At 53.3% G+C, this 12,269-nt stretch carries 12 protein-coding genes; 9 read left to right on the top strand and 3 right to left on the bottom strand.

Annotated elements, in window-relative coordinates:
* Nucleotides 1-140: 140 nt before the first annotated feature.
* The 4 genes from ygiD to DK872_RS10710 all read left to right on the top strand — a co-directional run bounded on the left by ygiD (nt 141) and on the right by DK872_RS10710 (nt 4,124).
* Nucleotides 141-929 carry a 4,5-DOPA dioxygenase extradiol gene (ygiD, locus tag DK872_RS10695; protein ID WP_202626016.1) on the top strand — a complete coding sequence of 263 codons (789 nt, stop codon included), beginning with the start codon at nt 141-143 and terminating at the stop codon, nt 927-929.
* A gap of 316 nt (nt 930-1,245) precedes the next feature.
* A complete protein-coding gene (locus tag DK872_RS10700; RefSeq protein WP_035887829.1) occupies nt 1,246-2,223 on the top strand; it encodes a TRAP transporter substrate-binding protein in 978 nt (325 codons plus the stop codon).
* A 79-nt stretch (nt 2,224-2,302) separates the two neighbouring features.
* Nucleotides 2,303-2,812, top strand: coding sequence for a TRAP transporter small permease (locus tag DK872_RS10705; protein WP_007370082.1), 510 nt, complete (start codon nt 2,303-2,305; stop codon nt 2,810-2,812).
* A 25-nt stretch (nt 2,813-2,837) separates the two neighbouring features.
* Complete coding sequence (locus tag DK872_RS10710; protein WP_007370083.1) at nt 2,838-4,124, top strand: TRAP transporter large permease; 1,287 nt, start codon at nt 2,838-2,840, stop codon at nt 4,122-4,124.
* Between the two features lie 80 nt (nt 4,125-4,204).
* On the opposite strand, the gene DK872_RS10715 is transcribed toward DK872_RS10710, so the two are convergent.
* From DK872_RS10715 to tolC, 3 genes are all read right to left on the bottom strand, one after another.
* Nucleotides 4,205-5,365 (bottom strand): glutathionylspermidine synthase family protein, encoded by a 1,161-nt coding sequence (locus DK872_RS10715; RefSeq protein WP_161518345.1) that lies wholly within the window; start codon nt 5,363-5,365, stop codon nt 4,205-4,207.
* A 5-nt stretch (nt 5,366-5,370) separates the two neighbouring features.
* Nucleotides 5,371-6,039, bottom strand: a complete 669-nt coding sequence (locus DK872_RS10720) for a DUF1190 family protein (protein ID WP_035887827.1) — start codon at nt 6,037-6,039, stop codon at nt 5,371-5,373.
* Between the two features lie 144 nt (nt 6,040-6,183).
* The gene (tolC, locus tag DK872_RS10725) at nt 6,184-7,635 is read right to left on the bottom strand and encodes an outer membrane channel protein TolC (protein WP_007370086.1); all 1,452 of its coding nucleotides are present in this window, start codon (nt 7,633-7,635) and stop codon (nt 6,184-6,186) included.
* A gap of 207 nt (nt 7,636-7,842) precedes the next feature.
* On the opposite strand from tolC, the gene nudF reads away from it, so the two are divergent.
* From nudF to parE, 5 genes are read left to right on the top strand one after another with little or no spacing between them, the layout of a single operon-like run.
* Nucleotides 7,843-8,475 carry an ADP-ribose diphosphatase gene (nudF, locus tag DK872_RS10730; RefSeq protein WP_007370087.1) on the top strand — a complete coding sequence of 211 codons (633 nt, stop codon included), beginning with the start codon at nt 7,843-7,845 and terminating at the stop codon, nt 8,473-8,475.
* The gene (locus tag DK872_RS10735) at nt 8,472-8,894 is read left to right on the top strand and encodes a DUF1249 family protein (protein WP_007370088.1); all 423 of its coding nucleotides are present in this window, start codon (nt 8,472-8,474) and stop codon (nt 8,892-8,894) included. The genes nudF and DK872_RS10735 overlap by 4 nt, the downstream gene beginning before the upstream one ends.
* Before the next feature lie 24 nt (nt 8,895-8,918).
* Complete coding sequence (cpdA, locus tag DK872_RS10740) at nt 8,919-9,746, top strand: 3',5'-cyclic-AMP phosphodiesterase (protein ID WP_007370089.1); 828 nt, start codon at nt 8,919-8,921, stop codon at nt 9,744-9,746.
* The gene (gene yqiA, locus DK872_RS10745; RefSeq protein ID WP_071921536.1) at nt 9,746-10,321 is read left to right on the top strand and encodes an esterase YqiA; all 576 of its coding nucleotides are present in this window, start codon (nt 9,746-9,748) and stop codon (nt 10,319-10,321) included. The genes cpdA and yqiA overlap by 1 nt, the downstream gene beginning before the upstream one ends.
* 41 nt (nt 10,322-10,362) lie before the next feature.
* A complete protein-coding gene (parE, locus tag DK872_RS10750; protein ID WP_035887822.1) occupies nt 10,363-12,255 on the top strand; it encodes a DNA topoisomerase IV subunit B in 1,893 nt (630 codons plus the stop codon).
* Nucleotides 12,256-12,269: the final 14 nt, after the last annotated feature.

A 12,269-nucleotide genomic window follows, 5' to 3' on the forward strand; every position in this document is an offset into this window, starting at 1 on the left:
GCGAGGCCGGAGCCTTATCTTTACTTGATGCTTACATTCAAAATTACTGAAGATCTTCATCATGGTTATCTGAGTTCTTCGCACCATGAAAAGGCGTAATGTGTCGTTATCAAATTGACACACTCAGTAAGGATATCACCATGTCTGCACCTCGTATGCCAGCACTGTTCCTGGGCCACGGTAGCCCAATGAATGTTCTGGAAGATAACGTTTATACCCGCGCCTGGGGAATGTTAGGCGAGACGCTGCCGCGCCCGAAAGCGATTGTGGTGGTATCCGCCCACTGGTTTACCCGTGGTACTGGCGTTACCGCGATGGAAGCGCCGAAAACTATCCATGATTTCGGTGGTTTCCCGCAAGCGTTGTACGATACTCATTATCCGGCACCGGGTTCGCCGGAACTGGCTCAGCATCTGGTTGATTTACTGGCACCTGTGCCCGTTGTGCTTGATAAGGAAGCCTGGGGCTTTGACCACGGCTCCTGGGGCGTGCTGATTAAAATGTACCCGAATGCCGACATCCCGATGGTGCAACTCAGTATCGACAGCACGAAACCCGCAGCATGGCATTTTGAGATGGGCCGCAAGCTGGCGGCGCTGCGTGATGAGGGCATTATGCTGGTGGCCAGCGGCAACGTGGTGCATAACCTGCGTACCGCGCGCTGGCATGGCGAAAATACGCCGTATCCGTGGGCCACATCGTTCAACGATTATGTGAAAGCGAACCTCACCTGGCAGGGCCCGGTTGAGCAGCATCCGCTGGTAAATTACCTCGATCATGAAGGCGGATCGTTATCTAACCCAACCCCGGATCACTACCTGCCGCTGCTGTACGTGCTGGGCGCATGGAACGGCACCGAGGCCATTACTATCCCGGTAGACGGTATTGAGATGGGTTCGCTGAGTATGCTTTCGGTTCAGGTTGGTTAAAATAAAGGGTGGCTCTGGCAGCCACCCTTTTCATTCTCCTGGATGTGGAAAAATTCGAGGAAGATCGCAAAAAATCACATCTGAAATACGGTTTTTTTGAAAATAAAAAGACCTGTGCTGCAAAAATAAAACGCTGTGCTGAATTTACTCTTTTTTGTGAACATTATCGTCGCAAGAATCCCGCCGAGTGACTACTCTCAAAGAGTCTAATGTCTCAGACAATCCCATAAAAATTATCTGGTGTTGTACCTCGAACCCCTGTTCGTGGTCGCTCTTATTTACCTAAAAAGCAGTAAACCTCTGGAGACACGGAAATATGAATTCAGCGAAAACCTTACTAAAAGTCTGTATTAGTTCCGCTCTGCTGTTTATCTCTCACGCCTCTTTAGCCCAAACTTTTCGTGCAGCCGATGTTCACCCGGCAGATTACCCCAATGTTGTTGCGGTAAAACATATGGGAGAAAAACTCAGTGCAGCTACGGATGGTCGACTGGATATTAAAACCTTTCCTGGCGGTGTGTTAGGCGATGAGAAACAAGTTATTGAACAGGCGCAAATCGGTGCAATAGATATTATTCGCGTGTCGATGACGCCAGTGGCAGCAATATTACCGGAGATCAATGTCTTTACGCTGCCCTATATTTTTCGCGATGAAGATCATATGCATAAAGTGCTCGACGGAATGATTGGCCAGGAGATTGGCAATCGCCTGTCGGAAAGCAGTAAATCGCGGTTGGTTTTCCTTGGCTGGATGGATGCCGGTACGCGTAATTTGATTACCAAAGCGCCAGTCACGAAAGCGGAAGACCTGAAAGGGATGAAAATTCGCGTGCAGGGCAGCCCGATTGCGCTTGATACGCTGAAAGCCATGGGAGCCAACTCGGTCGCCATGGGCATTAGCGAAGTATTTAGCGGTATGCAAACCGGCGTGATTGATGGCACAGAAAATAACCCTCCAACCTTTGTTGCGCATAACTATTTACCCGTTGTGAAGAATTACACCTGGAGTAAGCACTTTATTATTCCGGAGCTGTTTTTATTTTCTAAAGTTAAATGGGATAAGTTGAAAAAAGAGGATCAGGAATTGATCCTCAAGCTGGCGAAAGAAGCCCAGGACGAACAGCGTGAATTGTGGAAAACCTACAATCAGAAGTCGCTGGAAGCCATGAAAGCGGGCGGCGTGCAATTCCATGATATGGATACCACCGCCTTTTACGAGGCGACACAATCAGTACGCGATAAATACGGCAAAGACCATCAGGATCTGATGACCCGCATTAAAGACGTGCAATAACAGCTACGGGCAGGGGAAGCCTTGCCCCGATAATTATTTTGTCTGTTATATCTTTATTTTCTGCCGCGGGAAAATCGTTATGGCTGAACGCTATTCGTTGTTGATGGATATCCTTTACCGAATATCAATGTGGATCGCCGGAATTGCGCTGCTGATTATGGTGGCGATTATTCCGCTGGGGATCTTTGCGCGCTACGTAATGAACAGCGCTTTATCCTGGCCGGAACCGATCGCCATTATTTGCATGGTGACGTTTACCTTTGTCGGCGCAGCGGTAAGTTACCGCGCGGGTTCACATATCGCCGTCAGTATGGTCACTGACCGCTTAAGCGAACGCGCGCGTAAGATCTGTTTTGTGGTCGCCGACCTGATGCTGATGGCGATTAGCCTCTTTATTCTCTGGTACAGCAGCGCGCTGTGTGCGGAATTATGGGAGCAGCCTGTTGCTGAATTCCCGTTTTTTACCGCCGGTGAAACCTATTTGCCGCTGCCGATCGGCTCAGCAATCACGTTGCTGTTTATTCTCGAAAAGATGTTGTGTGGCGCGCAATATCACCGATCGGTGGTGATGGTGGGCTCGTCGGGTTAATCCGATCATCCAGTAAGGAACGTTTATGGATGCATTTATTCTCGTTTTTACGTTAGCCATTATGCTGGCGGTGGGTGTTCCGGTCGCTTATGCCGTGGGGATCAGCGCGGTACTGGGCGCATGGTATATTGATATTCCGCTGGAAGCAGTGATGATCCAACTGACCAACGGCGTCAATAAATTCTCACTGCTGGCGATCCCTTTCTTTATTCTCGCCGGAGCGATTATGGCCGAGGGCGGTATTGCGCGTCGGCTGGTGAATTTTGCTTATATATTTGTCGGTTTTATTCGCGGCGGCCTGTCGCTGGTGAATATCGTTGCATCGACATTCTTCGGCGCAATTTCCGGATCATCGGTTGCAGATACTGCCTCGATCGGCTCGGTGATGATCCCGGAGATGGACAAAAAAGGGTATCCGCGCGATTTTGCTGCGGCCGTAACTGCCAGCGGCTCGGTACAGGCGATCCTGACGCCTCCCAGTCATAACTCGGTAATCTATTCGCTGGCAACCGGCGGCACAGTCTCGATTGCTGCGCTGTTTATCGCCGGGATCCTGCCGGGATTGCTGCTGAGTTTTACTCTGATGGTGATGTGCGTGGCATTTGCCCACAAACGCGGTTATCCGAAGGGAGAGCGCATACCGTTTCGCCAGGCGTTAAAGATTTTTGTTGATACGTTATGGGGGCTGATGACGGTAGTGATCATCATGGGTGGCATTCTCTCGGGGATCTTTACCGCCACGGAGTCAGCGGCAATTGCCTGCCTGTGGGCTTTCTTCGTCACTATGTTTATTTACCGCGATTACAAATGGTCGGAGTTACCGAAGCTGATGTATCGCACCGTAAAAACGGTGAGCATTGTGATGATCCTGATTGGTTTTGCCGCTGCATTCGGCGCGATCATGACCTACATGCAGCTTCCTGCCCGCATCACCGAAGCGTTCACCAGCATCTCGGATAACAAGTACGTTATTCTGATGTGCATCAATATCATGCTGTTACTGATTGGCACGCTGATGGATATGGCACCGCTGATCCTGATCCTCACGCCGGTGTTGCTGCCGGTGACAAATGCGCTGGGGATCGATCCGGTGCACTTCGGCATGATTATGCTGGTCAACCTCGGCATTGGGTTGATTACGCCGCCGGTGGGATCGGTATTGTTTGTCGCCAGCGCGGTGAGTAAACAGAAGATCGAGCAGGTGGTGAAAGCGATGCTGCCGTTCTATGCGATCCTGTTCTTCGTGCTGATGCTGGTGACTTATATTCCGGCGATCTCGCTGTTTCTGCCGAAACTGTTTGGCGTACTTTAGGGATGTCGACTGGGCCTGTAAAAACAAACCCGGCGCGTTTGGCCGGGTTGTTATTGTCACCACGTAGATGCTCTTTTACGTTATTCGGTAAAGATATGCGGATAGAAACGTGACAGGTCCTGGGTGATCAGCGCGCGATCTTCACGAATGCCGATTCCTGCGGGTTGATCGTTGATCAGCCAACTGCCGATCAGCGTATAACTGTCGCCGAATTTTGGCAGCGGGTGGAACTGCTGCACAATCATGCCCTCTTCGCCGTACGGCCCTTCAACCGCCTCGACCGTTTTTCCGTTCTCAACGATCGACACATTTGCGCCTTCACGGGAGAAAATCGGTTTCACGACGTACTTTTCCATTTGCGGATAATTGTCTTCGGCAAAATACGCAGGCAGCAGATTGGGATGATTGGGGAACATCTCCCACAGCAGCGGCAACAGCGCTTTATTGGAAATAATGCTCTTCCAGGCGGGTTCCAGCCAGCGAACACCGGCATCTTCCAGCTTGGTGGAGAACATTTCGCGCAGCATGTATTCCCACGGATAAAGCTTGAACAGGTTGCCAATCACCTGATCCTGAAGGTCGGTAAACTGGCCTTTCTCGCCAAGGCCGATATCCTCGATATAGAGGAACTCCGACGCCAGCTCCGCTTCTGCCGCGCAATCCTGCAAATACTGCACGGTACCGCGATCTTCAACGGTATCCCGGCAGCAGGTGAAGTGCAGCAACTGGAAACCGTGCTGCTCGCGAAGCTCGGCGAAACGCGCAATGAGCTGCTCTTGCAGGCTGTTGAATTGATCGCTGCCCGCTGGCAAGTTTCCGGCGTTAAGCTGGTCTTCCAGCCAGATCCACTGGAAAAAAGCGGCTTCATACAGAGACGTTGGCGTATCTGCATTATTCTCCAGCAATTTGGGTTCGCCCACGCCATCCCAGGCGAGATCGAGACGCGAATAGAGCGACGGTTGCTGCGTTGCCCAGGACTGGCGTACAAAGCCCCAGGTGTGTTTTGGAATGCGGAATTTGGCCATCAGCTCGTCGCTGGCAACCACTTTTTCCACCACTTTCAGGCACATCTGGTGCAGCTCAGCGGTAACGTCTTCCAGCTTCTCAACCTGAGCAAGCGTCAGCTTGTAGTACGCGTCTTCACACCAGTACGGTTCTCCGTACATGGTGTGAAAATTAAAACCATATTCGGTGGCTTTTTCGCGCCAGTCCGGGCGTTCGGTAATTGCGATTCTTTCCATGACCATCAACCGCCCATCGAGCGGGTCGGCGTACCGCTTACGCGGCGCTGCATCGTGTTCTGCTTCGCAACAGACTCACCAAAGCCGCCACGGGTCACCGTGGTTGTGGTCGCCGGTTTTGGCGCCATCGCTGTTTTCGGTACGGTCATGGTGCGGCCCGGCTGCGCTGCGCCATAGCCTTTACCGGATGCATCAGTGTACTGGCCGTAAGCCGGGCTTGCCGGATTACGCGAGCTGAACAGCGGCTGCTGGGCAAAACCTGCGCCACCGCCCATCAGGCGGCCCATCATATAGCCCGCCATCAGCGGCATCCAGAAGCTGCCACCGGACTGTGCCTGTGCCTGATTTTCCGGCGCCATGCCCGCCTGAACCGGCGTCTGCTGGCACTGGCCTTCACCGAATTCTGCCACGCAGTCTTCGCGCGTCGCGTATTTCGGCGCCGTACGCTCAGCTTCTTTCAGCGCGTTGTTGTACGCGGTTTTACACTCAGCGCTTTTCCCCGGGTTTGCCGACGAACAATCGTCCGCATTCTGGTACAGGGAAACCGTTTCGTCGCTTTTTTCACAGCCTGCCAGCATGAAAACGGCAGTCACCGCCAGTGCGACAGGTGTTAAATGACGTGCGCTCCAGCTTTTGCGGAACGTCGCGTGTTGGATGTTTTTTGTCCGTTTCATTGTTATCTTCCTGGATCCCAAAGGCATATGTAAAACGCTCAGGATAGAGGATGAGTGGTTGAAGTTAAAGCGAGGAGGGGAGGCCTTTACGTTGCCTTACGTAAAAACGGGGGCTGGATTGCCCCCGTTGCGGATTGGTGCTGATTAGCGTTTAACGCTGGTGCGTGCTGCGGCAGGCTGTACGTTGCCGTTGAAGTTATCAACGCTTGCATCCTGCTGCGGGTTCTCCGGTGCGACGCTTTCCGGCGTCGTGGAGACGTTTTTACCCAGCGAGTTGTTCAGCGCCTGCAAATCCTGCTCGTTCAACGTACCCAGCGCTGATTTGATATTCAGCTCATTGATCAGGTAGTTATAACGTGCGCTGGAGAGCTGCTGTTTGGCGTTATACAGCGTGGTGGTCGCATCCAGCACATCAACAATGGTACGCGTACCCACGGAGTAACCTGCTTCCATCGCATCCAGGGAGCTTTGGGCAGAAACAACCGCTTGTTTGTAGGCGTTGATGCTGCTGATAGACGCGTTCACGTTGTTGAAAGAGGAGCGCACGTTCTGTACGACGCTACGATGCGCGCTTTCCAACTGTTCGCTTGCGCCAACAAAGTTGTACTGCGCCTGTTTAACCTGTGACGTTACCGAACCACCGCTATAAAGCGGCAGGCTGAAGCTCAGGCCAACAGAGTTCTGACCGATGTCCCGATCCGCATAGGAGGAGGAGGAAACTGCGTTGCCACGTGTCGCGGAACCGCTGTATTTGGTATTCGAAACGCTGGTGGACGCCGTTAAATTAAGTGTTGGCAGATGGCCGTCCTGCGCCTGGCGGATTTGCTCACGCGCCAGATCCTGGCTCAGACGCGCCTGCAGCAGCGTCAGGTTACGGCTTTCCGCTTCCTTCAGCAGAGCGTTCACCGGTTTCGGTTTGTCGGTTTTAAAGCCGTCGACATTCAGTGACGCCAGCTCCGGATAGTAGTTGCCGGTAACCTGACGCAGTGATTCCAGGGCATTGTCGAGGTTGTTGCGGGCGGTCACTTCGTTCGCCAGCACGCTGTCATACTGGGAACGGGCGTTCTGTACGTCGGTAATGGCGACCAGGCCAACGTTAAAACGCTGGGTGGTTTGATCCAACTGACGGTAAATCGCCTGTTTCTGCGCTTCCGTGTAGGAGAGCGCATCAATCGCGCTCAGCACGTTAAAATAGGCAGTCGCCGTGTTCAGAATCAGGGTTTGCTGATCGGTTTGCCAGGTGACATCCTGAATGCCAGCCGTTTTTTCTTGCAGCGTCAGCGCGCGCCATTTCGACATATCAAAAATAGTTTGCGTCAGTTGCAAAGAGCCACTGGTTACATTCGAATCGACACCATTACTATCACGAAAGCCATTGGTATACGTATAATCAGCGCCCAAACCGAGCTGAGGTAATAAAGGGCTGCGCGCTTCATTAATTTTCTCAAAGGCGGCATCGCGATCGGCGGCGGATTTACGCAGATCCGGGTTACTCAAACGAGCCTGCTGGTATACCTGAAGCAGGTTTTCTGCCTGGCTCATGGTGCTGAAACCGGTGAGGCTCAGACCGATAAGGAGGGAGAGCAATTTCTTCATTTGCATTCCTTGTTGTGAAGCAGTATTAGCGCTGGTCTAAATTGGGAAAAATAATCGCCGATTCTAGCAGAAACGGGCATCGCCTCAGCTTGGCGTTCCGTGCCATTGGCATAAATTTGCACCAATGTACCATATAGCGCTTGCAACAGTAATTAAACGGGTCTGAAATCCAGATTTTTGTCATTATTTTCGAATGAGATGCCGCCAATGAGTAAGCCAATATCACCCGAAATGACTTTCACAAAAAACGATGTAGAAATTATTGCACGAGAAACACTCTATAGCGGTTTTTTTTCGCTTGATCTTTACCGCTTTCGCCACCGTTTATTCAATGGTGAGATGAGCGGCGAAGTACGTCGTGAAATTTTTGAACGCGGTCACGCCGCAGTCTTGCTACCCTTTGACCCAGTGCGCGACGAAGTTGTGCTGATCGAACAGATCCGTATTGCGGCATTCGATACCAGCGAAAGCCCATGGCTGCTGGAGATGGTCGCCGGTATGATTGAAGAGGGCGAAACCGAAGAAGACGTTGTGCGCCGCGAAGCTGTTGAAGAGGCGGGGTTAACCGTCGGGCGCGCAAAAAAAGTATTGAGCTATCTGGCAAGTCCTGGCGGCACCAGCGAGCGTTCCGCCGTCTTTGTCGGTGAAGTGGATGCCACTCAGGCCGAAGGTGTTCATGGTCTGGTGGATGAAAACGAAGATATTCGGGTTCATGTGGTGAGTCGGGAGCAGGCTTACCAGTGGGTAGAAGAGGGGAAAATCGATAACGCAGCATCTGTCATCGCCCTGCAATGGCTGCAACTGCATCATGAGAGCTTACGAAACGAGTGGAAAAAATGAAGCGCTATACACCTGACTTCCCTGAAATGATGCGCCTGTGCGAAACCAATTTCGCTCAGTTGCGTCGTCTGTTGCCGCGTAATGATGAAGCGGGCCAAACGGTGAGCTATCAGGTGACTAACGCACAATATCGGTTAACGATAGTAGAAGCGACGCGTTATACGACGCTGGTGGAAATTGAACAGACGGTGCCTGCCGTGAGCTACTGGAGCCTGCCGTCCATGACGGTGCGCCTGTACCACGACGCGATGGTCGCTGAAGTGTGTTCAAGTCAGCAGATCTTTCGTTTCAAAGCGCGTTATGATTATCCTAATAAAAAGTTGCATCAACGCGACGAAAAGCATCAAATTAATCAGTTTCTGGCCGATTGGCTACGTTACTGTTTAGCACATGGAGCAATGGCGATTCCGGTTTGTTAGCGTCATGAAACCTAAGGACACCATTTGGAAAGCCTGTTAAACCTCTCTCTGGCCGGTGAGTCCAGAGTCAGGGTCTTACAAATTACTGATTCTCACCTGTTTGCCGAAAAGCACGAGACGCTGTTAGGGGTCAATACCTGGGAAAGTTATCAGGCGGTACTGGAGGCTATCCAGGCCCAGCAGCGCCCTTGCGATCTGATCGTCGCCACCGGCGACCTGGCACAGGATCACTCCGCTGCGGCTTATCAGCATTTTGCTGAAGGCATCGCAAGATTCACTGCGCCTTGCGTCTGGTTACCGGGTAATCACGATTTCCAGCCCGCCATGTACAGCGCGTTGCAGGATGCGGGAATATCACCGGCAAAACGCGTATTTATCGGCGATCATTGGCAAATTCTACTGCTGGATAGCCAGGTGTTTGGCGTCCCTCATGGCGAACTGAGCGAATTTCAGCTTGAGTGGCTGGAGAATAAACTCTCCGACAGCCCGGAGCGGCACACTTTGCTGCTGCTTCATCATCATCCGCTGCCATCCGGTTGTAGCTGGCTCGATCAGCACAGCCTGCGTAACGCGGGCGAACTGAATAATGTGCTTCAGCGCTTTCCGAAAGTGCGCCACCTGCTGTGCGGGCATATTCACCAGGAGCTGGATCTCGACTGGAATGGCCGCCGCCTGCTGGCGACGCCGTCAACCTGTGTGCAGTTCAAACCGCACTGCGCTAACTTTACGCTCGATACCATTGCACCGGGATGGCGCTGGCTGGAGCTCTATGATGACGGAACGCTGCATACCGAAGTCTGCCGGCTGGAGAGCACGCAGTTCCGCCCCGATACGGCTTCAGAAGGCTACTAATGTCCACTCTTCTCTATCTGCATGGCTTTAACAGTTCGCCGCGTTCGGCGAAGGCCACGCAGTTGTCGCAATGGCTGTCGCAGCACTATCCCGACATCAACGTGCTGGTGCCGCAATTGCCGCCTTATCCCGCTGCTGCAGCTGAATTGCTGGAGTCGCTGGTGCTTGAGCAGGGCGGGCGGCAGCTTGGCGTCGTCGGATCGTCGCTGGGCGGTTACTACGCAACCTGGCTCTCGCAATGCTTTATGCTGCCAGCGGTGGTGATCAACCCGGCTGTGCGTCCGTTTGAGTTACTGGCCGATTACCTCGGCAATAACGAGAATCCCTACACTGGGGAACAATATGTGCTAGAGTCTCGCCATATTTACGAGCTCAAAGTGATGCAAGTTGACCCGCTTGAAGCGCCGGATCTTATCTGGCTGCTGCAACAGACCGGGGACGAAGTGCTCGATTACCGCCAGGCGGTGGCCTATTACGATGCCTGTCGCCAGACTGTAGAAGAGGGCGGGAATCATGCCTTTGTGGGCTTTGAGAATCATTTCACACAGATTATCGATTTCCTTGGGCTGCATTGAGCCAACAGGGAAACGATGCGGTCACTATCTACGAACAAACCATGACGCAATCCTATAACGCTGATGCCATAGAGGTACTCACCGGGCTTGAGCCGGTTCGCCGCCGTCCGGGGATGTACACCGATACCACTCGCCCGAACCACCTCGGGCAGGAAGTCATTGATAACAGTGTCGATGAGGCGCTGGCGGGGCACGCCAAACGCGTGGAGGTGATCCTGCACGCCGACCAGTCGCTGGAAGTTATCGACGACGGGCGCGGCATGCCGGTGGACATTCACCCGGAAGAGGGTGTTCCGGCCGTTGAGCTGATCCTCTGCCGCCTGCACGCGGGCGGTAAATTCTCAAATAAGAACTATCAGTTCTCCGGTGGCTTGCACGGCGTTGGCATTTCCGTGGTGAACGCCCTGTCGCGTCGCGTGGAAGTACAGGTAAAACGTGACGGACAGATTTATAGCATTGCGTTTGAAAATGGCGAAAAGGTCGAGGATCTGCAGGTTATCGGTACCTGCGGCAAACGCAATACCGGAACCAGCGTCCATTTCTGGCCGGATGAGTCCTTCTTTGATAGCCCGCGTTTCTCGGTTTCCCGCCTGACGCATCTGCTGAAAGCAAAAGCCGTACTCTGCCCCGGCGTGGAAATTATCTTCAAAGATGAAGTGAACAACGCCGAGCAGCGCTGGTGTTATCAGGATGGCCTGAACGACTACCTGTGCGAAGCGGTCAACGGCCTGCCGACGCTGCCGGAAAAACCGTTTATTGGCAATTTCTCTGCTGAAACCGAAGCGGTGGACTGGGCGCTGCTGTGGCTGCCGGAAGGCGGTGAGCTGCTGACGGAAAGCTACGTCAACCTGATCCCGACCTTGCAGGGTGGGACGCACGTTAACGGCCTGCGCCAGGGGTTGCTGGATGCCATGCGCGAGTTCTGCGAATACCGCAATATTCTGCCGCGCGGCGTGAAGCTTTCGGCGGAAGATATCTGGGAACGCTGCGCGTACGTGTTGTCGGTAAAAATGCAGGATCCACAGTTCGCCGGGCAGACTAAAGAACGCCTTTCTTCTCGTCAGTGCGCCGCGTTTGTCTCCGGCGTGGTGAAAGATGCGTTCAGCCTGTGGCTGAACCAGAATATTCAGACTGCTGAACTGCTGGCCGAAATGGCGATTTCCAGCGCCCAGCGTCGTATGCGCGCCGCCAAAAAAGTGGTGCGTAAAAAGCTGACCAGCGGTCCGGCGCTGCCGGGTAAACTGGCGGATTGCACCGCGCAGGATCTGAACCGTACCGAGCTGTTCCTCGTGGAGGGTGACTCGGCGGGCGGCTCCGCTAAGCAGGCGCGCGATCGTGAATATCAGGCGATCATGCCGCTGAAAGGTAAAATCCTGAACACCTGGGAAGTCTCTTCGGACGAAGTGCTGGCCTCGCAGGAAGTGCACGACATTTCCGTGGCGATCGGCATTGATCCGGACAGCGACGATCTCAGCCAGCTACGCTACGGCAAGATCTGTATCCTCGCCGATGCGGATTCCGATGGTCTGCACATTGCCACACTGCTGTGCGCGCTGTTCGTGCGTCACTTCCGCGCGCTGGTGAAGCATGGTCACGTCTACGTGGCGCTGCCGCCGTTGTACCGTATCGACCTCGGCAAAGAGGTGTATTACGCGCTGACGGAAGAAGAGAAAACCGGCGTGCTGGAGCAACTTAAGCGCAAGAAAGGCAAACCGAACGTGCAGCGCTTTAAAGGGCTGGGCGAGATGAACCCGATGCAGCTTCGTGAAACCACGCTCGATCCGAACACCCGCCGTCTGGTACAGCTGATCATCAGCGATGAAGATGAGCAGCAAACCACCGCCATGATGGATATGCTGTTGGCCAAAAAGCGTTCCGAAGATCGCCGCAACTGGCTGCAAGAAAAAGGCGATATGGCCGATATCGAAGCCTGATAAACCCCATCACG

Source organism: Kosakonia sp. MH5 (genome assembly GCF_009935945.1).
Lineage (GTDB): Bacteria > Pseudomonadota > Gammaproteobacteria > Enterobacterales > Enterobacteriaceae > Kosakonia > Kosakonia radicincitans.

Bases quoted from the DNA above. Each gene is read 5' to 3' on its own strand.
- ygiD (WP_202626016.1), top strand. From the start codon at position 141: ATGTCTGCACCTCGTATGCCAGCACTGTTCCTGGGCCACGGTAGCCCA.
- DK872_RS10700 (WP_035887829.1), top strand. From the start codon at position 1,246: ATGAATTCAGCGAAAACCTTACTAAAAGTCTGTATTAGTTCCGCTCTG.
- DK872_RS10705 (WP_007370082.1), top strand. From the start codon at position 2,303: ATGGCTGAACGCTATTCGTTGTTGATGGATATCCTTTACCGAATATCA.
- DK872_RS10710 (WP_007370083.1), top strand. From the start codon at position 2,838: ATGGATGCATTTATTCTCGTTTTTACGTTAGCCATTATGCTGGCGGTG.
- DK872_RS10715 (WP_161518345.1), bottom strand. From the start codon at position 5,365: ATGGAAAGAATCGCAATTACCGAACGCCCGGACTGGCGCGAAAAAGCC.
- DK872_RS10720 (WP_035887827.1), bottom strand. From the start codon at position 6,039: ATGAAACGGACAAAAAACATCCAACACGCGACGTTCCGCAAAAGCTGG.
- tolC (WP_007370086.1), bottom strand. From the start codon at position 7,635: ATGAAGAAATTGCTCTCCCTCCTTATCGGTCTGAGCCTCACCGGTTTC.
- nudF (WP_007370087.1), top strand. From the start codon at position 7,843: ATGAGTAAGCCAATATCACCCGAAATGACTTTCACAAAAAACGATGTA.
- DK872_RS10735 (WP_007370088.1), top strand. From the start codon at position 8,472: ATGAAGCGCTATACACCTGACTTCCCTGAAATGATGCGCCTGTGCGAA.
- yqiA (WP_071921536.1), top strand. From the start codon at position 9,746: ATGTCCACTCTTCTCTATCTGCATGGCTTTAACAGTTCGCCGCGTTCG.
- parE (WP_035887822.1), top strand. From the start codon at position 10,363: ATGACGCAATCCTATAACGCTGATGCCATAGAGGTACTCACCGGGCTT.